This window comes from Pseudomonas sp. (assembly GCF_030150285.1).
GTDB lineage: Bacteria > Pseudomonadota > Gammaproteobacteria > Pseudomonadales > Pseudomonadaceae > Aquipseudomonas.
Genome location: NZ_JASLGE010000050.1, coordinates 1 through 24,339, shown reverse-complemented (window position 1 = coordinate 24,339; position 24,339 = coordinate 1). Strand labels below are relative to the sequence as shown.

Below are 24,339 nucleotides of genomic sequence, written 5' to 3'. Positions count from 1 at the left end.
ATCAGTGATCCAACTAGTTCAGGCGCTGCTTTTAAATGCAGTTTTTGTTGTTCTCTGCCTAGTCGTGGGGCAAGCCCCAATGACAACACCTCTCCAAAAGAATCAGTTAGCTGCGCCTCCGCCGTGTTGTTCTTGTTATGCGTGAGCCGATACGTCTTATTTTTATTGTGTGTTGCTGTGATTCTTATTGTTCTTGTACGAATACATATTGCAGGGTACGTGCCAACTTTTGCGCGGCCCCGCAAAATAAGGCGTTTTCCATGTTTTCGGCTTTTTCAAGGCTAAAAAAAACCGGGTCTCCGTTACCGTTAGACCCGGCTTTTGTTACGTGTATTGGCTGCGGTAACAGTTTTTTCACCGATGCAGGTGTTACCCGGCTCAGTTTTCGCTGACAACACCCGTTTTTCTGCGCGGAATGCCCAGGCGCTGGCGCCGTTCCCACAAGCACTTGCGGCTAACCCCCAGTTTGCGGGCCAGTTCGGTTTCGGTCATGTGGTCTTGATGCTCCAGAACGAAGTGTTGGAAGTAGTCTTCCAGTGACAGGTCTTCGGTCGGGTCCAGGCTGGTGTTACCGCTGCTGATGCCCTGCTGAGGGGCCAGGCCGATGAAGTCGTCGTCCTGCAGGTCGTTCAGTTCAATGTCGATGCCGAGCAGTTCAGCCGATATTTCTGGGCTTTCGCACAGGATGACAGCCCGCTCCACCGCATTTTCAAGCTCGCGGACGTTACCGGGCCACGCGTACTGGCTGATGGCTCGTTCGGCATCAGGGGCAAATTTCAGGTCGGTGCGACCTATGCGTGCGCTTTGACGCGCGAGAAAGGCATTGGCGATTTCATTGACGTCGGCCCCCCGCTCACGCAGGGCAGGCAGTTTCAAGGCAATAACGTGCAGGCGGTAATACAAGTCTTCACGGAACTGTCCGACCTTGGCCAGGCTTTTAAGGTCCCGGTGAGTGGCCGCAATGAGGCGCACATCCACTTTCTGCGATTGCACCGAACCGACACGGCGGATCTCACCTTCTTGCAGAACGCGCAACAGGCGTGCCTGCGCTTCCAGTGGCAGCTCACCAATCTCATCAAGGAACAAGGTGCCGCCGTCCGCCGCCTCGACCAACCCGGCCCGGCCTGCGCTGGCACCGGTAAACGCGCCTTTTTCGTGACCGAACAGTTCGGATTCGATCAGTGACTCGGGAATGGCCGCGCAGTTGACCGAAATCATCGGGGCCTTGGCGCGCCGTGACAGGTTGTGCAGGGCGCGGGCAACCAGTTCTTTACCCGTGCCGGACTCGCCTTGCACCAGCACATTGGAGTCTGTGGGCGCTACCTTGCGAATTTTGCTGTACATGTCGAGCATCGGCGGGCACGAGCCAATAATGCCGATCTCGCCATTGCTGTTGTCGGGCGCGGTTTTGTCGGCGGGGCCGGCCTTTGCCGGGCGCTCGACGGCGGTGCTTTGGGCGGCCTGGCGGTCACGCAGGATACGCGCTACGGCCTGTAGCATTTCGTCGTGGTCAAACGGCTTGGCGATGTAGTCGACGGCACCCATTTTCATGGAGTCGACAGCAGAGCGCAGGCTGGCATAGCTGGTCATGATCAGCACCGGCTTTCCTTGGCCCAGCTTGATCAGTTCAGTGCCCGGAGCGCCAGGCAAGCGCAGGTCGCTGACGATCATGTCGAATGAGGGAATGCTGAAACGCTCTTGTGCCTCTTGCACTGAGCCGGCTTCGCTCACTTGGTACTGGTTGCGCTCCAGTAGGCGTCGTAACGCGGAGCGGATGATTGTTTCATCTTCGACGATCAAAATATGCGGCATTGATTCGGTTCTCTCGACGGTCTCAGTTCACAGCGGACGTCGCTTCGACATGACGCGGTAGGGTCACCCTGATACGGGTTCCACGTTGGCTTTGAATGTCAGCCGGGCTGTCGATGGTGATTTGTCCATAATGCTCTTCAACGATGGAATAGACCAGTGCAAGGCCCAGACCTGTGCCTTCGCCCGGGTCCTTGGTGGTGAAAAAGGGCTCGAACAGACGGTCCATGATGTTTTTCGGGATGCCGCTGCCTTCATCCTCGACGATCAGGTCGACGGTGTGCTCGCTGGCTTCGCTTTTGACCCGTACCGCACCGCCGGCAGGCGAGGCGTCACGGGCGTTTGACAATAAGTTGATCAGTACCTGGGCCAAGCGTTGCGGATCGCCGTCCACCCAATGGTCGGGGTCGCACAGGTTGTAGAACTGCACTTCGAAGTTGCGCCGGTTGAGCGCCAGCAGACCAATGGCATCCTGGGCCACCTCAGCCAGGCATACCGGTTCATCGTTGTGTTGGTGGCTACCGGCGTGGGCGAAGCTCATCAACGATTGTACGATGCGTGAGATACGCTTGGTCTGTTCAAGAATCTGGCTACTGATTTCAGTCAGTTCGCTATCCTCTTCGCGCTCTTCACGCAGGTTTTGCGCGAGGCAGGCAATACCTGTGACCGGGTTGCCGATTTCGTGCGCCACTCCGGCTGCCAAGCGGCCGATACTGGCCAGCCGTTCGGAGTGCACCAGTTTGTCTTCAAGCATTTGTGTTTCGGTCAGGTCTTCTACCAATAACACCAGGCCGCTGTTACCCGGTGCCAAGGGCTCGTCAATCGCGGCCTTGTGCAGGTTCAGCCAGCGGGTTTGGCCGTCGAGGGCCAAGTGTTGTTTGTGCAAATGTTCGTCGGGCAGGTCGATAAACCCCTGCAGCAGCTCGCGCCACGGGTCGCTCAAGGTACTCAGGCGAGAGCCCACCACGCGCTGGGCGGGTATGCCGGTGAGCTCCTCCATGGCTTTGTTCCACATCAGGATCTCTTGGTCTTTCGCCAGTGAGCACACACCCATGGGCAATTCCTGGAGTGTTTGGCGGTGATAGCGACGCAAGGCATCCAGTTCGGCTGCCAGGCCGGTCAGGCGCGAGTGGTAATCCTCAAGCCGGCTTTCTATAAAGTGAATGTCTTCGGTGACGTAGTTTTCGCCGCCAGACTTGTAGGGCAGAAAGGTTTCGACCATGTCCTGGGCCACGCTGGGGCCCATCAAGCCGGAGAGGTTGGCTTCGATCCGGTCGCGAAGGCGACGCAAGGCGTAGGGGCGACGTTCGTCGAAGGGCAAGTACAAATCGCGTAAAGCCTGTTCGACCTCTTTTTGCGCGGCTTTTGCGCCCAGCGGTTTGGCCAGTTGAGTGGCGAATTCCTGTGGCGAGGCGGCATGCAGCTCACGGCGTTGCGGGCGACGCACATTGTCGACGGCGCAGGCTTCTGCGGCGCTGGCCTCTTCGGGGCTGGCATTGGTGAACAATGAAATCAGGGTAAACATGAGCACGTTGGCCGCGAGGGACGCGATAGCCGCCATGTGCCAACTGGTCTCGTCCAGCACGTAGATCATGTTTAGCCAAGGGATATAGAACCCTTGGAAGTTGCCGATCAGCGGGAACAGCATACTGGCCATCCACACCAGAATGCCCGCCAGTAACCCGGCGATAAAGCCGCGTCGATTGGCCGTCGGCCAGTACAGCACAGAGAGCACGCCTGGCAGGAACTGCAGCGTGGCGACGAAGGCGACGATGCCCAGGTTGGCCAAATCCTGCTTGGCCCCCAGCACCAGGTAAAATCCGTAGCCGGCCATGATGATGGCCACAATCAGCGCGCGGCGTGTCCACTTCAGCCAGCGGTAAATATTGCCTTCGGCCGGCGGCTGATAAAGTGGCAACACCAAGTGGTTCAGCGCCATGCCGGACAGCGCGAGGGTGGTGACGATAATCAGCCCGCTAGAGGCCGATAAACCGCCGATATAGGCCAGTAATGCCAAGGATTTACTGTTGGCGGCAATGCCGATGCCCAGGGTGAAGTATTCGGGGTTGGTGGTCGCCCCCAGCTTGAGGCCCGCCCACAGAATCAGCGGTACAGCGAGGCTCATCAACAGCAGAAACAGCGGCAAGCCCCAGCTGGCGCTAACCAAGCCTCGGGGGTTGAGGTTCTCGGTGAAGGTCATGTGATACATGTGCGGCATCACAATGGCCGAGGCGAAAAACACCAGCAACAAGGTGCGCCACGGGCCTTCTTGCAGCGGTGTATGCAAAGCCGCAAGCGCGGTCTGGTTTTGCAGCAGCCACACTTCAAGTTGCTGCGGGCCATCAAACACACCGTACAGGGCATACAGGCCGACGCCGCCGATGGCGACCAGCTTGATGACGGACTCAAATGCAATGGCGAACACCAGGCCTTCGTGTTTCTCGCGGGTTGCGATATGCCGCGAGCCGAAGAAAATAGTGAACAGGGTGATCATTGCGCAGAAGCTCAGTGCCACGCGGTGTTGCACGGGCTCGCGGGTCAGGATGCTGATGGAGTCGGCCACGGCCTGTATTTGTAGAGCCAGCAGTGGCAGTACGCCAATCAGCATGAAGATCGTGGTCAGTGCACCGGCCCAGGTGCTGCGAAAGCGGAAAGCAAAGAGGTCAGCCAGGGACGACAATTGATACGTTCGGGTGATTTTCAGAATGGGATAAAGCAGCACGGGTGCCAGCAGAAACGCGCCAGAGACACCCAGGTAGCTGGACAGGAACCCATAGCCATATTCGTAGGCCAGCCCGACGGTGCCGTAAAAAGCCCATGCGCTGGCATAAACGCCCAAGGACAAGGTGTAGGTCAGCGGGTGACGAATGATTGCACGCGGGATCATCCCGCGCTCACTGATCCAGGCAACGCCAAACAGCACCAGCAGGTAGGCGGCGCTGATGAGGATCATCTGGGTCAGGCTAAAGCTCATCGGCATCTTTTTGACTCTGCAAAATAAAGGTCACAACAATCAGAATCAGCCAGAGCAGATAGGGCCTGTACCAGGCACCCGTCGCGTCGATCCACCAATCCATGATGGCGGGGGAAAACAGGTAAATCCCGACAACCAGCAACAGGACCAATCGATAGATGTACATCCTGCCCTCACTTTTACAGGCCGCGTGCCCAAAAACGTGCGGCGATGGTAACGGATGGCTGACAACCTGCAAGGGGTGTCAGCGTAATTGCGCTTCAGCCAACGTGAGCGTGCGCGGTATTAGCCCGGCGTTCCAGTGTGCAATCCCCCAATCAAGGACTTCGCGCGGGGTGGCATCGCTCAGGCAGTCGTCTGGCGTTTGGCCCAGGGCTCGCAAGGCGCGAAGCAGCAAAGGGGTAGCGTGCTCGGGCGCAAGGGGGGGAGAGCGGTAAGACTTGCCGAGCTTGTGGCCATCGGGCTGGACGATCAACGGCACGTGCAGGTAGCGCGGCTGTGCCAACCCCAGCAGTTCCTGCAGGTATAGCTGGCGGGGAGTGGAGTCGAGCAGGTCGGCCCCACGCACAATGTCGGTCACGCCTTGGGCAGCGTCATCCAGAACAACCGCTAATTGGTAGGCATACAGCCCATCGCGGCGTCGAATGATGAAATCGCCTACATCACGCCCAAGGTGTTGGCCAAATGTGCCCTGTACACGGTCTTCAAACGCGTAATGCAGCTCGGGAACGCGCAGGCGTATTGCGGCGTTCTCCATGGCGTGACCTGCGTTACGGCACAATCCGGGGTAAACCCCGTTGTAGGGCTCGAGTTGTTTGCGTGAGCACGTGCAGGCATACGCCAGGCCTTGATTGAACAGTTGATTGAGGACGTGGGCATACGCTTCGTGGCGCTCGCTTTGGCGCGTCAGTTCGCCGTCCCATTCAAAACCGTATTGCTCCAGGGCGTCGAGAATGGCCTGTTGGGCTCCCGGCATTTCCCGTGGTGGGTCCAGGTCTTCCATGCGCACCAGCCAGCGCCCGCCGACAGCACGAGCATCGAGATAGGATGCGAGGGCAGCCACCAACGAGCCAAAATGCAAGTGGCCACTGGGCGTAGGGGCGAAACGCCCTATGTATGAGGGATTTGAAACAGCCGTCATGGCATAAATCCTGTAGCCGCTGTCAAAGGCCGCGATGGGGTGCGTGGCAGCCCTGGAGGTGTGAAGCCCCGTCGGCTCTTATCGCAGCCTGCGGCAGCGGCTACAGGGCGGCAAGAGCAAATTGCAGAAACAAAAATGGGGCGTTCGCACGCCCCATCTGACACGCCGGCGATTATTTGCCGACTTGTTTTTCCTTGATTTCAGCCAAGGTTTTGCAGTCTACGCACATGTCTGCGGTAGGGCGGGCTTCGAGGCGGCGGATGCCGATCTCAACACCGCACGACTCACACCAACCGTACTCTTCGTCTTCGATCAGTTGCAGCGTCTTGTCGATTTTCTTGATCAGTTTGCGCTCGCGATCGCGGGCGCGCAGTTCCAGGCTGAATTCTTCTTCCTGACTGGCGCGGTCAGCAGGATCAGGAAAGTTGGCGGCTTCGTCTTTCATATGATCAACGGTCCGGTCGACTTCCTGCATCAAGTCCTGTTTCCACTTTTGCAAAATCTTGGTGAAGTGCTTGCGCATGGGCTCGCCCATGTACTCTTCGCCTTTCTTTTCAACGTAGGGCTCGAACCCGCTCAGTTGATTACCTTGCTGCTTTGCTTGTGTGGGCATGAAATGGACCGCCTCTGTTCTTCTAATCCATTGCGCAGGATTGCAACATCACCGACACCTGCCGGCCCTGCGGCTGCAAGCGGGCGAACTTACCAGATCAAATCGGGCCGCGCTACTCCCGGTTGTCTAGCCTGTCGCCAGTGGTCGTGTGCAGACCCTGTGACGCGTGACTGAATATTGATTTTAGCCGAGCTATGACCCGGGCTTGCACTGTTTGGTTCTACTGCCGCGCAGTCTAAGACGGTATTTCGCTCTCTCTTGTGACAGCGCTTGGGTAGAATCAGATTTTTGCTTACCCAGGAAGGCAGGCTCATGGCTCAGTCTTACAGTGCGCGAAGCCGCGCGATCGAACCGTTCCACGTGATGGCGCTGCTGGCGCGTGCCAATGAGTTGCAGGCGGCGGGGCACGATGTCATTCACCTGGAAATTGGTGAGCCGGACTTCACCACGGCCGAACCCATTATTGCCGCAGGCCAGGCGGCGTTGGCGGCCGGCAAGACGCGCTATACCGCCGCGCGTGGGTTGCCACAATTGCGTGAAGCAATCTCGGGGTTTTATCAGCAGCGCTACGGATTGAATATCGACCCTTCACGCATTCTGATAACCCCAGGAGGTTCCGGTGCGCTGCTTTTGGCCAGTAGCCTGCTGGTTGATCCGGGTAAACATTGGTTGTTGGCGGACCCTGGCTACCCGTGTAACCGACATTTCCTAAGGCTAGTCGAAGGCGCTGCACAACTTGTGCCCGTGGGCCCCGACGTGCGCTATCAATTGACGGCCGAGTTGGTCGAGCGCCACTGGAATCAAGATAGCGTGGGCGCGCTGGTGGCCTCACCGGCGAACCCGACCGGCACGATCTTGAGCCGTGACGAACTGGCGTCACTGTCTGCGGCCGTCAAGGCGCGGCAGGGGCATTTGGTTGTCGATGAGATCTACCACGGCCTGACCTATGGCTGTGATGCCACCAGTGTGCTGGAAGTGGATGACAGCGCGTTCGTGCTCAATAGTTTCTCCAAATATTTCGGCATGACGGGCTGGCGACTGGGCTGGCTGGTGGCACCACCGGAAGCAGTGGCGGACCTCGAAAAGCTGGCGCAAAACCTCTATATCAGCGCTCCCAGCATGGCCCAATACGCGGCATTGGCCTGTTTTGAGCCACAGACGCTGGCGATCCTTGAGGCGCGCCGCACCGAGTTCGGACGTCGTCGCGACTTCCTGTTGCCGGCCTTGCGTGAGTTGGGTTTCGGCATTGCGGTAGAGCCTGAAGGGGCGTTTTACCTCTATGCCGACATCAGTGCGTTTGGCGGCGATGCGTTTGCGTTTTGTCGGCACTTTCTCGAGACCGAGCACATTGCGTTTACACCGGGGCTGGATTTTGGCCGTTATCAGGCAGGCCATCACGTACGTTTTGCTTACACGCAAAGCTTGCCGCGTCTGCAAGAAGCGGTTGAACGAATCGCCCGTGGTTTGCAGAGCTGGAAAGGCTGATGGAGTTTTCACCCGCATTGGAAGAGGGGCGTTTGATCAAGCGTTACAAGCGCTTTCTCGCCGACATCGAAACAGCCTCGGGCGAATTGATGACCCTTCACTGCCCGAACACCGGCTCGATGCTTAATTGTATGGTCGAGGGGGGGCAGGTGTGGTTCAGCCGCTCCAATGACCCCAAACGCAAATTGCCTGGCACTTGGGAAATTAGCCAAACACCACAAGGGCGGCTGGCGTGTGTGAACACGGGGCGCGCTAACCGGCTGATTGAAGAAGCCCTGCTGGCGGGGATGATTACAGAGTTGAACGGCTTTACGTCACTCAAGCGCGAAGTGGCGTATGGGCAGGAAAACAGCCGGATTGATTTCCGTCTGGAATATCCGGACGGCTTTGCCTTTGTCGAGGTCAAAAGTGTGACTTTGGGCTTTGACCATACACGGGTTGCGGCTTTCCCGGATGCCGTGACACTGCGCGGTGCCAAGCACCTGCGCGAACTGGCCAGCCTGGCCCGGGAGGGTGTGCGTGCGGTGCAGTTGTACTGCGTCAACCTGACAGGCATAGACGCCGTGCGCCCGGCCGATGAAATTGACCCGGGGTATGGCGCGGCTTTGCGTGAGGCGGTAGCCGCCGGGGTGCAGGTACTGGCTTACGCGGTCAGCCTGACGCCCGAGGCCGTGGTGGTCGATCGCCGTTTAGACGTCATCCTCTGACGTTTCTAGCGTAACCCATATCCCTTGGCTGTCCTCGTGGCAGTCAAGGGCTGTCAGAAATTGCCCGGCGCAAGGCCCGGCAACGCACTCTCCGGTTTCGATCAAAAACAGCGCCGCATGGGTCGCGCACTGGATCAGGCTGGCGCTGTCATCGAGAAACTGATCCGGTTTCCACTCCAGCGGCACGCCGCGATGCGGGCAGCGATTTTTGTAGGCGTACACCTGCCCTCCACGACGCACCACAAGCACGCGCAGGGCATCGAGTTCAAACCCGCGGCTGGTGCCCTCGGTCAGGGCTGTGGAGGCGCATAAAAGTGTCATCGGAATCCTTATCGAGCCCAGTCTTCAGGCTTACGGTGTGTGCTAGTGCGGGTGAAGTGGGTTGACGTTCAAATGCAAACAATTATCAAATGTCTTTTGCCTAGCGATGTGCTGCTTACACTGCGCAGCCAGGTTGTCCCGTTGAGTCCTCTTTTCAAGGAACGTCTCTGTATGCGTTTGAGTACCCGTCTGGTTGCGCTCTGTGCAGGCCTTATGATCAGTCATGTCAGCGTGTCTGGCGAATCACCGCAACGTTGGGTCAGTGCCGGAGGCGCACTCTCGGAATGGGTCAGTGAACTCGGTGCGACCTCCAGGTTAGTGGGCGTTGATACCACCAGCCAACATCCTGAATCACTTAAATCGTTACCCAGTATCGGTTACCAGCGCCAGTTGTCTGCTGAAGGAATTTTAAGCCTTAAACCGGACCTTTTGATCGGCACCGACGAAATGGGGCCACCGCCCGTGCTGGCGCAGATACGGGGTGCAGGTGTACCGGTTGAGATGTTTTCGGCTGAGGCCGATCTCGCCAGCCTTGAGACCACCCTCGCGCATTTGGGCCGTCTGTTGGGTGATGAAGCGCAGGCCACCCAACTGTTCCAGGATTATCAGCAGCAATTGCAGGTTCAGCAACAGCGGGTCAAACAGATTCAAACGACGCACAAGGCACCCGGCGTGTTGCTGTTGCTGGGTCATGCAGGCGGCAAACCGCTGATTGCGGGCAAAGACACCGCCGCGGATTGGTTATTGACACACGCCGGTGGGCATAATCTCGCGACCCACACGGGTTATAAGCCATTTTCGGTTGAGGCCCTGGCCGGTCTGAACCCGCAGGTTCTGGTCTTTGCCGATCGCAGCCTGACAGGTGAGGCGGCCCGTAAGGCGTTGATCAAGGAGAACCCTATTCTGTCGGTAATTCGTGCCGTCAAGGAGGGGCGTGTCTATGAGGTGGACCCGACCTTGTTGGTCGGGGGGCTTGGGCCACGCTTACCGGCCAGCCTGAAGCAATTGACCACTGACTTTTACCCTGCAGTGTCGGCCGATCAATGAACAGGCTGGTTAAACCTCGCGCCCTGTTTATCGGCTTGAGTGTGTTGTGCTTGCTGGCCACTTGGCTGTCGCTGGCGCTGGGGCCCGTGAGCTTGCCGCTGTTGGATACCGTGCGCGCCACCTTGCGGCTAGTGGGCGTACCGATTCCAGGCGAGGGCCTGGAGCAGGCAGAACTGATCGTGGGGCAGATCCGTATGCCCAGAACGCTGCTTGGGTTGGCGGTGGGCGGGGTGTTGGCCTTGTCGGGCGTGGCCATGCAGGGGTTGTTTCGCAACCCGTTGGCAGACCCCGGCCTGGTGGGTGTGTCCAGCGGCGCGGCGCTGGGGGCTGCGATTGCGATTGTCGGTGGCTCGGCCTTTGGTGGGCTGCCGGACGCTTTCGGGCCCTACCTGTTGTCGCTGTGTGCGTTCCTCGGTGGGTTGGGTGTCACGGCACTGGTCTATCGTTTGGGGCGTCGTAACGGCCAGACCCATGTGGCCGTCATGCTTTTGGCCGGTATTGCGCTCACCGCCCTGGCGGGTTCGGCGGTAGGTTTATTTACCTACCTGGCAGACGATGCCACCTTGCGCACACTGACTTTCTGGAACCTGGGCAGCCTCAATGGTGCCAGTTACGCAAGGCTGTGGCCCTTGTTGATGGTGACGGCCGGGGTTGCCTTGTGGTTACCCCGGCGCGCCGAGGCGCTCAATGCGCTATTGCTGGGCGAGTCTGAAGCCAGCCATCTGGGGGTCAATGTTGAAGGGCTTAAACGCGAGTTGGTGTTTTGCACTGCCCTCGGGGTGGGGGCTGCCGTGGCTGCATCAGGCATGATCGGCTTTATCGGTCTGGTAGTACCGCATTTGGTGCGACTGTTGGCAGGGCCGGATCATCGCGTGTTGTTGCCGGCATCCGTTTTGGCGGGCGCGAGCCTGCTGCTGTTTGCGGATTTGATTGCGCGGTTGGTCCTGGCCCCGGCAGAGCTGCCGATTGGCATAGTCACAGCATTTTTAGGCGCGCCGTTCTTTCTTTATTTACTGCTGCGAGGCCGTCACTGATGCTACGCACCGATCATTTGCAGGTTCGTCGAGGCCAAAATCTGGTGTTGGCGGATATCACGCTCGATATTCGTCCGGGTGAAGTATTAGGGGTTCTGGGCCCTAATGGCGCGGGGAAAAGTACGTTGCTGGCGGCGCTGTGCGCAGAGTTGGAACCCTCTGAGGGGCACGTCTGGCTTGATCAGCAGGCCTTGAGCCTGTGGAGTGGCCCGGAGCGGGCGCGCCGACTGGCGGTATTGCCGCAAACCTCAACCCTGGATTTCGCCTTTCGTGTTGAAGAGGTCGTGGGGATGGGGCGTCTGCCCCATCACACAGGGCATGCACGCGATGCAGAGATTGTTCACGCCGCGTTGCAAGCCGCGGATGTTGAGCATTTGGCGGGTCGCAGTTACCTGGCGTTATCGGGCGGTGAACGCCAGCGGGTTCACCTTGCGCGGGTGCTGGCGCAGTTGTGGCCGGGGCAGAGCGGCCAAACACTGTTGCTGGATGAGCCGACATCGATGCTGGACCCTTTGCACCAACACACCACGTTGAAGGCGATTCGTGCCTTTGCAGACCGGGGCGCAGCGGTGCTGATCATTTTGCATGACCTGAACCTCGCGGCCCGGTATTGCGATCGCTTGCTGCTTCTTGAGGACGGGCGTGTCCGTGCTTTGGATTCTCCACAAGAGGTCTTGCAGCCCGAGGTACTCAAGGCGGTGTTTGGCCTGGACGTTTTGGTTCAGCCTCACCCCGAGTTGGGTCACCCGCTGATTATTGCGCGCTGAAGCCTGGCCCCTACAGGCGGCTGTCACTTTTTGGCAGGTAAAAAAAGACCCGGCAAGAGCCGGGTCAAATAACCGTGATTAGCCTGATGAGGAGATTATCTGATAGACCGAACCAATGGCCCTTCAGAAGATCGACTGGTCTCGCGACCAGATGGCTTAATCATAACGATTCTCATTGCGATGTCAATCGCTGTTTTCTGTACTGCCCATAAAGGCTGTAAATAGTTGTTTCAGCCTTTACGCGTGGGGGTCAAAAGCTCGACCTGCCGGTTCAGCGCTTCTTTACGTTCCGCGGGGATACTGTTCCAGTGAACGTCCAGTAACGCGCCTTCAATGGCGTACAACAAAACTTTTGATGCCTTGAAGCCACGTGCCTTGACTGCCCGGTAAGCATCAACCGCACCCAGACGCTTAAGATCCGAATGGCTGTGGATGCCGACTGCGTGTAGCCATTGCGCCGAAGTTTTGCCAAGGTTTCTTAAATGCTGGAGTTCATCGTTCATCAGTCCTCCTTGTGACGGCATGAGCCCAGCGCTTAATGGGACGAAACGATTCCTGACACAAGTGTAGCTTCAGGTAGGAAAGTCGTAGTGCCTTAGTCGGTTTTGGAACAAGAGCGCACAAAGGAAGCCTATATTTCACGCAGCAAAGCGGTTCGCTGAGGGCTTACATACAGGGGGCAGAGCGTTTGTGGTCGATTGCCACGCCCTCACAAGCCAAGAGGTGGCGGTTTGGGTGTTGTCGCAATTGTCTTACTGGGTGCGCCGCGAAACCGTTGCAGTTTCGCGGCGCAGGCGTGCGTTTACAGCCCTGGCAGGCGCAAGCGGATATCAGCAATCAGCGTGTCGAGGCTTTTGCTGTTATGGGTTTCAATGCGTTTGCTGCGTAAAGCCTCATCGTGCCCGAGTGTCTCGCGGCTGGCTTGCTGAGCCTTGACTACCTCCAGGGTGGCGTCAGAAGGGTCATTGCCCAAGGTCTGACGATGAGCCAGCCATCCTTCAATCACGGCATCAGGTGCGGTGCAGTCCAAAATCAGTGACGGCACGCCTGTGTCTTCTGCCACGCGGGCGGCGGCATCACGCTGCTCGCGTTTGAGGTAGGTGGCGTCTATCACCACCGGGAAACCTGCGCGCAACACAATGCCGGCCAATTCATGCAGGGTGTCGTAGGTTTTAGCGCTGGCTTGAGCGTTGTAGATGCCATCGCCTACGCTGTTGCTAGTGGTTTGCTCGCTGAACAATCGCTTGCGAATAACATCCGAGCGTAAACGAATGGCACCCAGGGATTCGACCAGGCGCATGGCGACTGAGCTCTTGCCCACCGCCGAGACGCCGTGGGTATTAGCCAGAAAGCGGAAAGGAATGGTGCTGTAGCTTTCTGCGAGGTTGGCGTAGTTTCGGTATTGGCGCAGTGTCGCCGCGCGCTGCACGGGGCTGGCCTCTGCAGGCATGCTGAACAGACTGACTTTTGCGCGAACCAGTGCGCGATAGGCTTTATAGAAGTTCAGCACTTCAAGGCCTTGATAGTCCCCGGTCAACTCCAGGTATTGGCTCACAAAACGTCTTGCCAGTGACTTGAGCCCGCGGTCTTCCAGGTCCATGGCCAGAAATGCGGTGTCCGCGTAGACATCGGTGAAACGGAACGGCTCATTGAACTCAATACAGTCGAAAATCACCACTTCACCCTCAATCAGGGTGGCATTGCCCAAGTGGATGTCTCCGTGGCACTCGCGGATAAAGCCGTCAGCCTTGCGCTGCTTGAAGAGCGGGGCCAGCCGGGCAAAACTGGCCTCAGCCCACGCCTGGAGCGCATCCAACTGCTGCAGGTCCGCCTTGTCTGTCAGGAAGGGACGAATCTGCTCGAAGTTTTGACGCACGGGTTCCATGACCGCTTCTGGCGTGCCTTGGTAGTGTTCCTGAGGAACCTTTGGGGCCTGTAAGTGGAAGCGGGCGATTTGCTGAGCCATTGCGTCGACGTGGGCAGTGCTCAGCTCTCCATTGGCCTGCAGCGTGCTGAGCAACTGAGATTGCGGGAATTGGCGCATTTTCAGCGCGTACTCGATTGCGGGCCCTTCACCGCCCAATACAGGGGCTTCAGCGGTGCCTGTAATCGGTAGCACTTCAAGGTACAGGCCTTCGGTCAGGCGCTGGTTCAAGCGCAGTTCTTCGTTACAGAAGAACGCACGAGCGCTCAGTTCGGTGAAGTCCAGAAAGCCGAAGTTGACCGGTTTTTTGATCTTGTAGGCAAATGGGCCGGTCAAAATGACCCAGGAGATGTGCGTTTCAATAACCTGGAACTCTTTAATTTCATGAGAATAGAGGCTCGGGTTTTGTAGCGCGGCAATCAGGTTCTGGCTCACGGTTGATCCTTCAAGTCTGGAAAATTCATGGGCGCCATTATGGCTGCTGGCAGCGGTACTGCAAACCGCTGGGCTGTGCATGATGAACATGAGCAAAGTGCGTATAATCTTGCGCCATGACTCGATCCCGATCCCCTCGTTCCCGTTCCAAACGTCCTACCGGTGGCCCTCGACGCTGGCTGGGCTGGGCGCTCAAGCTCAGCCTGGTAGGCCTTGTGGTATTGGCAGGTTTTGCCGTGTACCTCGACGCCATTGTTCAGGAGAAGTTTTCTGGCAAGCGCTGGACCATCCCGGCCAAGGTCTATGCACGGCCGCTGGAGCTGTTCTCCGGCCAGAAGCTGAGCAAAAACGACTTCCTGACCGAACTCGATGCTTTGGGTTATCGCCGCGAAAGTGTTGCCAACGGCCCCGGCGCGGCCGCGGTAAATGGCAATACCGTCGACCTCAACACCCGGGGGTTCCAGTTCTATGAAGGTGCTGAGAAGGCGCAGGCCGTGCGCGTGCGATTCTCGGGCGACTATGTGTCAGAGCTTTCAACGCCCAATGGCTCCAAGTTGCCAGTTGTGCGGCTTGAGCCGTTGCTGGTGGGCGGGCTGTACCCCAAGAACCTCGAAGACCGTATTCTGATCAATATCGACCAGGTTCCGCCGTACCTGCTTGAAACGCTGGTCGCGGTGGAAGATCGGGATTTTTATCAGCATTTCGGGGTTTCACCGAAGTCGATCGCCCGGGCTGTCTGGGTTAACACTTCCGCCGGGCAAATGCGTCAGGGCGGGAGTACGTTGACGCAGCAATTGGTCAAAAACTTTTTCCTGACCAACGAGCGCAGCCTTAGTCGCAAGCTGACTGAGGCGATGATGGCGTTGCTGTTGGAGCTGCATTACGACAAGCGTGAGATTCTTGAGGCTTACCTCAACGAGGTCTTTGTCGGTCAAGACGGGCAGCGAGCGGTTCACGGCTTTGGTCTGGCGAGCCAGTTCTTCTTTAGCCAGCCGTTGGCTGAGCTCAAGCTGCACCAAGTGGCGTTGCTGGTAGGGATGGTCAAAGGGCCATCGGCTTATAACCCGCGTCGCTACCCGGAACGCGCACTTGAACGACGTAACCTGGTGCTCGATTTGCTGGAGCAACAAGGCGTTGCGACGGCGGAACAGGTCGCGGCGGCCAAGAAGATGCCGCTGGGCGTCACTAAGCGTGGCAGCCTTGCCGATACCTCATTTCCGGGGTTCCTGGACTTGGTAAAGCGCCAGTTGCGCGAAGATTATCGTGATGAAGACTTGACGGAAGAAGGGCTGCGCATTTTCACCAGCTTCGACCCGATACTGCAAATGAAGGCCGAAGCGGCCGTTGGTGAGACCTTTAAGCGTTTGGCAGGGCGCAAGGGCTCGGATGAGGTTGAGGCAGCGATGGTGGTGACCAACCCGGAAACGGGTGAGGTTCAAGCACTGATTGGTAGCCGGCTCTCAGGCTATGCAGGCTTTAACCGCGCACTGGACGCAGTCCGACCAATCGGGTCGCTGATCAAACCAGCGGTTTACCTCACGGCATTGGAGCGGCCGAGCCAGTACACATTGACCAGTTGGCTGTCGGATGAGCCGCTGTCGATCAAAGGGGCTGACGGTCAGGTCTGGACGCCGCAGAACTATGACCGTCGTTCTCACGGCACAATTTTCCTGTTTCAGTCGATGATGAACTCTTACAACCTGGGTACGGTCAGGCTGGGCCAGCAAGTTGGTGTGCCTAACGTGCTCAAGACGCTGGCGCGACTTGGCGTCGAGCGCGAGTTTCCGGCGTATCCCTCCATGTTGTTGGGGGCAGGAGCATTGAGCCCCATGGAAGTGGCGACGATGTATCAGACCTTGGCCAATGGCGGTTTCAATACACCGATGCGGGGCATCCGCAGTGTGCTGACGGCACAAGGCGAGCCTTTGAAGCGTTACCCGTTTCAGATCCAGCAGCGCTTTGATCCCGGTTCGATTTTCCTGATCCAGAACGCAATGCAGCACGTCATGCGCGAAGGCACGGGGCGTTCGGTCTACAACGTGCTGCCGAAAAACCTCGCGTTGGCAGGTAAAACCGGCACCAGTAACGATTCTCGGGACAGTTGGTTTGCGGGCTTCAGTCAGGACTTGCTCGCAGTGGTGTGGCTGGGGCGTGATGACAACGGGAAAACACCGTTCACCGGCGCGACAGGTGCTTTGCAGGTCTGGACCAGCTTTATGAGCAAAGCCGACCCGCTGCCGCTTGATATGCCCCAGCCGGACAATATCGTTCAAGCCTGGATTGACCCGCATACAGGCCAAGGCTCTTATGCCAACTGCCCGGGTGCGGTGCAGATGCCGTATATTCGCGGCAGTGAGCCCCCCGCGGGTGCCAGTTGTGACGCGCAAGCGCCTGCGACGGGTGACGCCGTGATGGATTGGGTCAAAGGCTGGTTGAATTAAGCATGAGGGGTTTGACGTGAAAAAGTGGTGGGTTCCGGCTGTCTCAGCCCTGGCTTTGCTCAATGGTTGCGCCAATGTGCCGCAAGGTTCGATCCCTGTCGTCGACGCTGGCGTTCCCGTGTCGAACAGTGAGCGCGTTTCGGCTCAACGGGCGACGAATCAATATCCACAGGCCACGGCTGCTCGTGCCCCGCAAGCGCAGGCGATTCCTCAAGACTCCGGGGTAGTAGTGATGATTCCGGGGGGGGGAGCAGCCGTTTCGACGCCGATCAGCAGCGAGCCGTTCACACCAGGGCCGATTACCCCGGGGCCGGCTGCCGCGCCGATCAGCACGGGCAGCTACACGCCGAGTACGTCATACAGTATGCCTGCCCCCATTACGCCAAGCGGCATACCTTCCAGCAATGGTGGCTTGGCCGCTGATGAGCAGTTGGATGGCCCTGTGCTGGCATTGCTGACCACGGCTCAGCAACAGCAGTCCAGTGGTGATCTGAATGGTGCTTCGTCGAGCCTCGAACGCGCACAGCGTGTAGCGCCGCGTGAACCGCAAGTGCTTTATCGTCTGGCGCAGGTACGGATGGCTCAGGGCGATGCCGCTCAGGCCGAGCAGTTTGCCCGTCGCGGCTTGACCTTTGCCAGCGGTCGGCCGGACTTGCAGGCCAGCCTTTGGGGCTTGATCGCGCAGGCGCGTGAAAAACAGGGCGATCCTGCAGGCGCTGCACTGGCCCGTCAAAAAGCCAAGGTGAGTCTTTGATAATGGATACGCGCATTCTTGAGGTTGCCGACTACTTACTGCTGATTGAAAAAGAGATGTACACGCAGGGGTTATGGAGTGAGAAAACGCCAAGCGAGTACGACTTGTCCAGTGTTGAGCCCTTCAGCGTGGACCGGCTGGACTTTGAAGAGTGGGTGCAGTGGATATTCCTGCCCAAAATGAAAGCCATCATTGAACAGAATCAGCCCTTGCCGAGTGTTTCGGGCATTCGGCACATGGCAGAGCATGTGTTTGCTCAGCGTCGAGGCAACTGGAAGCCGCTGCTAAAGCATTTTGAAGATTTTGATCAGTTGATCAGCCCTTCTGCATGAAGCTACCGCTGCCAGTTTTCTCTGGCAGTCATTCATTTTCTTGTCAGTTTTCTAGGTTTGGCGCGTTTTTTTATGCGTTCTTGCTGATTTATGCGAATAAATTGAATTGATGACTTGACTTGGATGGAGCGAATGAGAAGAATCGAACTCCCGCTGTAGAGGGGCTGCCAGAAGCAGACTCTCTCAGCAGATCATGAGGCGCACACCCGCGCCGACCTGTTACACCCGCAACGCGTTACCTCGCGCTGGGTGGGAAAACCCCGCAACACTTGGGGGGCTCCCAATACTTGCTCAGTCAGTGCTGACGTAGTCGGCGACCACCGTCGCTCATGCTCTGCTGAAAAGTAAACCTATTAAGACCCGTTCGGCTTTGTGTGAACGGTATTCTGGCGTTTTAGAGGTGAACAACGTGGAGCTTTTATCTGGCGGTGAGATGCTCGTCCGCTTTTTGCGCGACGAAGGTGTCAAATATATCTACGGGTACCCAGGTGGTGCTCTCCTTCATGTATACGATGCGTTGTTCAAGGAACCGGACGTTACCCACATCCTGGTTCGTCATGAGCAAGCTGCGACCCATATGGCTGACGGCTATGCCCGTGCCACCGGTAAAGCCGGTGTCGTACTGGTGACTTCCGGGCCTGGCGCGACCAACGCCATTACCGGTATCGCTACGGCTTACATGGACTCCATTCCGATGGTGATCATCTCGGGTCAGGTGCCTAGCACCATGGTCGGAACTGATGCCTTCCAGGAAACCGACATGATCGGTATTTCCCGGCCCATCGTGAAGCACAGCTTTATGATCAAGCATGCTTCGGAAATCCCGGAAGTCATGAAAAAGGCGTTCTACCTTGCGCAATCCGGTCGCCCGGGGCCTGTCGTGGTAGATGTTCCGAAAGACATGACCAACCCGGCTGAAAAGTTCGAATACGTCTTCCCGAAAAAAGCCAAGCTGCGTTCTTACAGCCCGGCTGTTCGCGGTCATTCCGGTCAAATCCGTAAAGCGGCAGAAATGCTTCTGGCCGCCAAGCGCCCAGTGCTTTACGCCGGTGGTGGCGTGATCTTGGGTGGCGGTTCTGCGCCTCTGACCGAATTGGCCAAAATGCTCAATGTGCCGGTCACCAATACACTGATGGGCTTGGGTGCCTATCCGGGCACAGATCGTCAGTTCATTGGCATGCTCGGCATGCACGGCAGTTTTACGGCCAACATGGCCATGCACAATGCTGATGTGATTCTGGCAGTCGGTGCCCGTTTTGATGATCGTGTCATCAACGGCCCATCCAAGTTTTGCCCGAATGCCAAGATCATTCATGTTGATATCGACCCGGCATCGATCTCCAAGACGATCAAGGCAGACGTTCCGATCGTTGGCCCGGTCGATAGCGTGATGACCGAAATGGTCTCGATTCTCAAGGACATGGGTGAAAAGCCGAACCCTGAGGCCGTTGCTGCCTGGTGGAAACAAATTGATGAGTGGCGCGGTGATCGCGGCCTGTTCCCTTACGACAAGGGCGACGGTAGCAAGATCAAGCCTCAGGCTGTGATCGAGATGCTCTGTGAAGTGACCAAGGGCGATGCATTTGTAACGTCCGATGTGGGGCAGCACCAGATGTTCGCGGCCCAATACTATCGCTTCAACAAGCCGAACCGCTGGATCAACTCAGGCGGTCTGGGCACTATGGGCTTCGGTTTCCCGGCAGCCATGGGCGTGAAACTGAGTTTTCCTGACGCTGACGTCGCGTGTGTCACGGGCGAAGGCAGTATTCAGATGAATATTCAGGAACTGTCGACCTGCTTGCAATACGGTCTGCCGGTTAAAATCATCAGCCTGAACAATGGCGTTCTGGGAATGGTGCGACAGTGGCAAGACATGAACTATGGCAGCCGCCACTCGCACTCTTATATGGAATCGCTGCCTGATTTCGTCAAGCTGGCTGAGGCGTACGGGCATGTCGGCATTCGGGTTACCGATCTGAAAGACCTGAAGCCGAAGATGGAAGAAGCCTTTGCCATGAAAGATCGTCTGGTCTTCCTGGATATTCAGGTGGACACCAGTGAGCACGTTTACCCGATGCAGATCAAAGATGGCTCCATGCGTGACATGTGGCTGAGCAAGACGGAGCGTACTTAATCATGCGGCACATTATTTCTTTGCTTCTTGAAAACGAACCCGGTGCCCTGTCTCGCGTTGTCGGTCTGTTTTCGCAACGTAACTACAACATCGAAAGCCTGACAGTAGCGGCTACCGAGGACCCGACGTTGTCGCGTCTGACGCTGACGACCATTGGGCACGATGAAATTATTGAGCAGATCACCAAGAACCTGAACAAGTTGATCGAGGTGGTCAAGCTGGTTGACCTGTCAGAGAGCGCTCATATTGAGCGTGAGCTGATGTTGGTCAAGGTCAAGGCGACAGGTGCGCAGCGCGCAGAAATCAAACGGACCACAGACATTTTTCGTGGTCAGATTGTTGATGTCAGCGCCAGCGTGTACACAGTACAGTTGACCGGTACCAGCGATAAACTTGACAGCTTCATTCAGTCGATTGGCACTGCGTCAATCCTGGAAACGGTTCGCAGTGGCGTCACCGGGATTGCCCGTGGCGACAAAGTACTCAGCATCTAAATCTAACAATTAGTAAATGGCCGAATGGCCTGGATATATAAGGAAAATCATGAAAGTTTATTACGACAAAGACTGCGACCTTTCGATCATCCAGGGCAAAAAAGTAGCCATCATCGGTTACGGCTCTCAGGGTCACGCTCAAGCGTGCAACCTGAAAGACTCCGGCGTAGACGTTACTGTTGGCCTGCGTAAAGGTTCGGCGACTGTCGCCAAGGCTGAAGCTCACGGTCTGAAAGTGACTGACGTTGCCAGTGCTGTTGCCGCTGCCGACCTGGTCATGATCCTGACTCCGGACGAGTTCCAGTCTGCACTGTACAAAAATGAAATTGAGCCGAACATCAAAAAGGGCGCAACACTGGCGTTCTCCCACGGCTTCGCCATTCACTACAACCAGGTTGTTCCGCGTGCTGACCTCGACGTCATCATGATCGCGCCAAAAGCGCCGGGCCACACTGTACGTTCCGAGTTCGTGCGTGGCGGCGGTATTCCTGACCTGATCGCGATCTACCAGGATGCATCGGGCAACGCCAAAAACGTTGCGCTGTCTTACGCTTCGGGCGTGGGCGGTGGTCGTACCGGTATCATCGAAACCACGTTCAAAGACGAAACCGAAACCGACCTGTTCGGCGAGCAAGCGGTTCTGTGTGGCGGTACTGTTGAGCTGGTCAAAGCTGGTTTTGAAACCCTGGTTGAAGCAGGCTACGCGCCAGAAATGGCCTACTTCGAGTGCTTGCACGAGCTGAAGTTGATCGTTGACCTCATGTACGAAGGCGGCATCGCCAACATGAACTACTCGATCTCCAACAACGCTGAGTACGGCGAGTACGTGACCGGCCCGGAAGTGATCAACGCTGAATCCCGTCAAGCCATGCGTAACGCTCTGAAGCGCATTCAAGATGGTGAGTACGCGAAGATGTTCATCAGCGAAGGGGCTACAGGCTATCCTTCGATGACAGCCAAGCGTCGTAACAACGCCGCTCACGGTATCGAAGTGATCGGCGAGCAACTGCGCTCGATGATGCCTTGGATCGGTGCGAACAAAATCGTCGACAAAGCCAAAAACTAAGTCAGTACGATCTAGAAAGAACGCGGCCTCGGCCGCGTTTTTTCGTTTAGGCGGCGGCTTCTGGTATAAAGCAGGGGCGTTTGCGGGTGAGTGTTGGTCTGCAAGCGTCTATTGAAACTTTCCATATCGTTGCAAGGTAATGTCCATGAGCGAACGTCCCGAAGAGCCCAAGCAGGCTCCTGACGCCGATAGCCTGCTGCCTATCGATGAGCATGTCGAAGAAGGGCATGACGCTGAAGGCCGCAAAGTCCGGCATCGTGGTATCTATCTGCTGCCGAACCTTTTCACTACGGCGAACCTGTTTGCCGGTTTTTATTCCATCATCAACTCAATGAGTGCCCAAAGCGCCATGAGTGCGGGTGATGCCGCGGGTGCAAGCAAGTATTTTGCGTTTGCAGCCATCGCGATATTTGTCGCCATGGTGCTGGACGGCCTTGATGGTCGGGTTGCCAGGATGACTCACACTGAAAGTGCTTTTGGTGCTGAGTATGATTCCTTGTCTGACATGGTTGCGTTTGGTGTGGCACCCGCGCTGTTGGCGTTTGGTTGGGCGCTGGGTGACATGGGCAAGGTCGGTTGGATGGTTGCCTTCATTTATGTAGCGGGCGCGGCTTTGCGTTTGGCTCGCTTCAATACGCAGGTCGGTACTGCTGACAAGCGTTACTTCATCGGGCTGGCCAGCCCGGCTGCTGCAGGTGTTGTGGCGGGCATTGTCTGGGCATTCAGTGATTACGGGATCCAGGGGTCGAAAATGTCCTTCCTGGTAGCCTTGTTGGTGGCTGCAGCCGGCATGCTGATGGTCAGCAACATCAAGTACAACAGCTTCAAAGAGCTGGATTTGAAAGGGCGTGTGCCATTTGTGGCCATTCTGGCGGTCGTGTTGGTGTTCGCGGTGGTATTCAGTGACCCTCCGCGCATTCTGCTGCTGGCTTTCCTGGTGTATGCCGCGTCAGGCCCAGTCCAATATTTATTGCGCCTGCGCCGTAAGAAAACCGGCGAGTGATGTAATTTCTCCCCCGCTCCGTAGTCTATTGGTGCATCAGCCTTCCAATACTGCGGAGTTGTTATGCTCATCAAGCTGCCTAAAGCGTCCGACTGCAAAGAGTCGGACGTTACGCCCGAGCCCTTCTATTTATCTCGCCGTGCATTACTGGGTAGCTCGTTTGCAGGGCTAGCGGTGAGCGCACTGCCGCGTTGGGCGAATGCCGATGATGCTTCCCGCTACACGGATGTCGAGCCAGGCAAGGCCCCAGGCTGGTTTGCCGAGAAACTCCCGCAGACCCAGTGGCAGGCAGTGACCGCGAAAGGGGAAGCGATTACGCCATTCAAGGATGCTACGCACTACAACAACTTCTATGAGTTTGGTACTGACAAAGGCGATCCTGCGCAAAACGCAGGTGCCTTGAAAACCGAGCCTTGGACCGTTGTCGTGGATGGCGAGGTGGGGAAGCCAGGGCGTTATGCTCTTGAGGACTTTATGAAGCCTTACCAACTGGAGGAGCGGATCTATCGGCTGCGCTGCGTAGAGGCCTGGTCGATGGTCATTCCCTGGATGGGTTTTCCGCTGTCAGCGTTGCTTAAGCAAGTTGAACCTACCTCGAAAGCTAAATTCATACGCTTTGAAACCTTGAAGGACCCGAAAGTAATGCCGGGACAGCGCTCAGGCTTTGCGCTGATTGATTGGCCTTATGTAGAAGGCTTGCGTCTGGATGAGGCGATGAATCCATTGGCCATACTGGCGGTGGGAATGTATGGCCGTGAATTGCCTAATCAGAACGGCGCGCCGCTTCGTTTGGTGGTGCCGTGGAAGTATGGTTTCAAGAGTGTGAAGTCGATTGTGCGGATTAGCCTGGTTGAGGAGCAGCCGAAAACCACTTGGCAGAGCATTGCTGCCGATGAATATGGGTTTTATGCAAACGTAAACCCGCAAGTCGATCATCCACGATGGACGCAAGCGCGGGAGCGGCGTCTGCCGAGCAGCCTGTTTAGCCCTAATGTGCGCGATACACAGATGTTCAATGGCTATGCAGATGAAGTCGCTTCTCTCTATACCGGCCTGGATCTGCGGAAAAATTACTGATGAAGTTTCCACTTTGGCGTCTCAGCGTATTTATAGCCGCAGCGATCTGGCCTTTGTACTGGCTCTATGAGGCGTGGAGCTTTGCCTTGGGACCTGATCCTGGAAAGGTATTGGTCGAGCGTTTGGGGCTAGGGACCCTGATCTTGTTGTTAGTGACGCTCTGCATGACGCCTATGCAAAAGCTGACCGGGTGGGCGGGGTGGATTGCGGTTCGTCGCCAGATCGGATTGTGGTGCTTTGCCTATGTGGTGTTGCACCTGTGTGCCTACTTGTTCTTTGTGCTTGGGCTCGACTGGTCTCAGTTGGGTGTCGAGTTAAGCAAGCGGCCTTACATTATTGTTGGCAGTTTGGGGGCTCTATGTCTGTTGGCGCTGGCGGTGACATCCAATCGTTTCAGTCAACGGCGAATGGGCGCGCGCTGGAAGAAGCTGCACCGCTTGGTGTATGTGGTGGTGGGGTTGGGGTTGCTGCATATGCTGTGGATCGTGCGTGCTGACCTGAAAGAGTGGTCGGTCTATGCCTTTATAGGTGCATGCCTTCTACTGCTGCGGGTCCCGGCGGTGATGCGTCGGATTCCTCGTCTCTATAAGAAGAAAACGGTAGTGGCCACTTAATTGCAAATTAAGGCTTGACTCAGAAATCCAACGGCCTATAATTCGCCCCACTTCCGGCGCAGTCGAAACGGAAAACTCCTTGATTATCAACGAGTTGGATTGGTTTTCGGCGGTGCCAGCTTCAAGTCATCGAAGCAGGAAATGAGGTGTTGACAGCAGCGTGTAAC

22 protein-coding genes are annotated in these 24,339 nt (G+C 57.0%); 14 read left to right on the top strand and 8 right to left on the bottom strand.

Annotated elements, in window-relative coordinates; genetic code table 11:
• Positions 1-378 precede the first annotated feature (378 nt).
• From Q1W15_RS11510 to dksA, 5 genes are all read right to left on the bottom strand, one after another.
• The gene (locus Q1W15_RS11510; protein ID WP_300728098.1) at positions 379-1,812 is read right to left on the bottom strand and encodes a sigma-54 dependent transcriptional regulator; all 1,434 of its coding nucleotides are present in this window, start codon (positions 1,810-1,812) and stop codon (positions 379-381) included.
• Positions 1,813-1,834: 22 nt separating this feature from the next.
• On the bottom strand, positions 1,835-4,789 hold the full coding sequence (locus tag Q1W15_RS11505) for a sensor histidine kinase (protein ID WP_300728095.1): 2,955 nt from the start codon (positions 4,787-4,789) through the stop codon (positions 1,835-1,837).
• Positions 4,773-4,949, bottom strand: a complete 177-nt coding sequence (locus tag Q1W15_RS11500) for a hypothetical protein (RefSeq protein ID WP_003176118.1) — start codon at positions 4,947-4,949, stop codon at positions 4,773-4,775. The genes Q1W15_RS11505 and Q1W15_RS11500 overlap by 17 nt, the downstream gene beginning before the upstream one ends.
• Before the next feature lie 78 nt (positions 4,950-5,027).
• A complete protein-coding gene (gene gluQRS, locus Q1W15_RS11495; protein WP_300728092.1) occupies positions 5,028-5,924 on the bottom strand; it encodes a tRNA glutamyl-Q(34) synthetase GluQRS in 897 nt (298 codons plus the stop codon).
• A 172-nt stretch (positions 5,925-6,096) separates the two neighbouring features.
• Positions 6,097-6,537 (bottom strand): RNA polymerase-binding protein DksA, encoded by a 441-nt coding sequence (dksA, locus tag Q1W15_RS11490; protein ID WP_300728089.1) that lies wholly within the window; start codon positions 6,535-6,537, stop codon positions 6,097-6,099.
• 312 nt (positions 6,538-6,849) lie between these two features.
• Between dksA and Q1W15_RS11485 the strand changes: the two genes are divergently transcribed.
• Together Q1W15_RS11485 and sfsA are read left to right on the top strand one after the other, a co-directional pair.
• On the top strand, positions 6,850-8,022 hold the full coding sequence (locus Q1W15_RS11485) for a pyridoxal phosphate-dependent aminotransferase (RefSeq protein ID WP_300728086.1): 1,173 nt from the start codon (positions 6,850-6,852) through the stop codon (positions 8,020-8,022).
• On the top strand, positions 8,022-8,729 hold the full coding sequence (sfsA, locus tag Q1W15_RS11480) for a DNA/RNA nuclease SfsA (protein WP_300728084.1): 708 nt from the start codon (positions 8,022-8,024) through the stop codon (positions 8,727-8,729). Before Q1W15_RS11485 ends, sfsA begins: the two co-directional genes overlap by 1 nt.
• Here the strand turns inward: sfsA and Q1W15_RS11475 are convergent.
• Positions 8,712-9,050, bottom strand: coding sequence for a Rieske (2Fe-2S) protein (locus tag Q1W15_RS11475; protein WP_300728081.1), 339 nt, complete (start codon positions 9,048-9,050; stop codon positions 8,712-8,714). The genes sfsA and Q1W15_RS11475 overlap by 18 nt on opposite strands.
• Before the next feature lie 171 nt (positions 9,051-9,221).
• Between Q1W15_RS11475 and Q1W15_RS11470 the strand changes: the two genes are divergently transcribed.
• The 3 genes from Q1W15_RS11470 to Q1W15_RS11460 are packed head-to-tail and all read left to right on the top strand — an operon-like array spanning position 9,222 to position 11,898.
• On the top strand, positions 9,222-10,097 hold the full coding sequence (locus Q1W15_RS11470; protein WP_300728078.1) for a hemin ABC transporter substrate-binding protein: 876 nt from the start codon (positions 9,222-9,224) through the stop codon (positions 10,095-10,097).
• A gap of 50 nt (positions 10,098-10,147) precedes the next feature.
• The gene (locus Q1W15_RS11465; RefSeq protein WP_300728131.1) at positions 10,148-11,131 is read left to right on the top strand and encodes an iron ABC transporter permease; all 984 of its coding nucleotides are present in this window, start codon (positions 10,148-10,150) and stop codon (positions 11,129-11,131) included.
• The gene (locus tag Q1W15_RS11460) at positions 11,131-11,898 is read left to right on the top strand and encodes a heme ABC transporter ATP-binding protein (protein WP_300728076.1); all 768 of its coding nucleotides are present in this window, start codon (positions 11,131-11,133) and stop codon (positions 11,896-11,898) included. The genes Q1W15_RS11465 and Q1W15_RS11460 overlap by 1 nt, the downstream gene beginning before the upstream one ends.
• A gap of 230 nt (positions 11,899-12,128) precedes the next feature.
• On the opposite strand, the gene Q1W15_RS11455 is transcribed toward Q1W15_RS11460, so the two are convergent.
• Both Q1W15_RS11455 and Q1W15_RS11450 read right to left on the bottom strand, forming a co-directional pair.
• Positions 12,129-12,401 (bottom strand): TfoX/Sxy family protein, encoded by a 273-nt coding sequence (locus Q1W15_RS11455; protein WP_300728073.1) that lies wholly within the window; start codon positions 12,399-12,401, stop codon positions 12,129-12,131.
• Between the two features lie 299 nt (positions 12,402-12,700).
• Entirely contained in the window at positions 12,701-14,257 is a 1,557-nt protein-coding gene (locus Q1W15_RS11450; RefSeq protein ID WP_300728027.1) for a bifunctional aminoglycoside phosphotransferase/ATP-binding protein, read from the bottom strand.
• 116 nt (positions 14,258-14,373) lie between these two features.
• Between Q1W15_RS11450 and mrcB the strand changes: the two genes are divergently transcribed.
• The 9 genes from mrcB to msrQ all read left to right on the top strand — a co-directional run bounded on the left by mrcB (position 14,374) and on the right by msrQ (position 24,172).
• Positions 14,374-16,698, top strand: a complete 2,325-nt coding sequence (mrcB, locus tag Q1W15_RS11445) for a penicillin-binding protein 1B (protein ID WP_300728024.1) — start codon at positions 14,374-14,376, stop codon at positions 16,696-16,698.
• Positions 16,699-16,714: 16 nt separating this feature from the next.
• Positions 16,715-17,452, top strand: coding sequence for a tetratricopeptide repeat protein (locus tag Q1W15_RS11440; RefSeq protein WP_300728021.1), 738 nt, complete (start codon positions 16,715-16,717; stop codon positions 17,450-17,452).
• A 2-nt stretch (positions 17,453-17,454) separates the two neighbouring features.
• Positions 17,455-17,784: a YqcC family protein gene (locus tag Q1W15_RS11435; protein WP_300728018.1), complete on the top strand. Its 330-nt coding sequence runs from the start codon at positions 17,455-17,457 to the stop codon at positions 17,782-17,784.
• A 409-nt stretch (positions 17,785-18,193) separates the two neighbouring features.
• Positions 18,194-19,918: an acetolactate synthase 3 large subunit gene (locus Q1W15_RS11430; protein WP_300728015.1), complete on the top strand. Its 1,725-nt coding sequence runs from the start codon at positions 18,194-18,196 to the stop codon at positions 19,916-19,918.
• Between the two features lie 2 nt (positions 19,919-19,920).
• Entirely contained in the window at positions 19,921-20,412 is a 492-nt protein-coding gene (ilvN, locus tag Q1W15_RS11425; RefSeq protein ID WP_300728012.1) for an acetolactate synthase small subunit, read from the top strand.
• Positions 20,413-20,461: 49 nt separating this feature from the next.
• A complete protein-coding gene (gene ilvC, locus Q1W15_RS11420) occupies positions 20,462-21,478 on the top strand; it encodes a ketol-acid reductoisomerase (RefSeq protein WP_300728009.1) in 1,017 nt (338 codons plus the stop codon).
• 145 nt (positions 21,479-21,623) lie between these two features.
• Positions 21,624-22,481, top strand: a complete 858-nt coding sequence (gene pssA, locus Q1W15_RS11415) for a CDP-diacylglycerol--serine O-phosphatidyltransferase (RefSeq protein WP_300728006.1) — start codon at positions 21,624-21,626, stop codon at positions 22,479-22,481.
• 63 nt (positions 22,482-22,544) lie between these two features.
• Entirely contained in the window at positions 22,545-23,558 is a 1,014-nt protein-coding gene (gene msrP / locus Q1W15_RS11410) for a protein-methionine-sulfoxide reductase catalytic subunit MsrP (protein WP_300728004.1), read from the top strand.
• The gene (gene msrQ, locus Q1W15_RS11405) at positions 23,558-24,172 is read left to right on the top strand and encodes a protein-methionine-sulfoxide reductase heme-binding subunit MsrQ (RefSeq protein WP_300728001.1); all 615 of its coding nucleotides are present in this window, start codon (positions 23,558-23,560) and stop codon (positions 24,170-24,172) included. Before msrP ends, msrQ begins: the two co-directional genes overlap by 1 nt.
• The last annotated feature ends 167 nt before the right edge of the window (positions 24,173-24,339 follow it).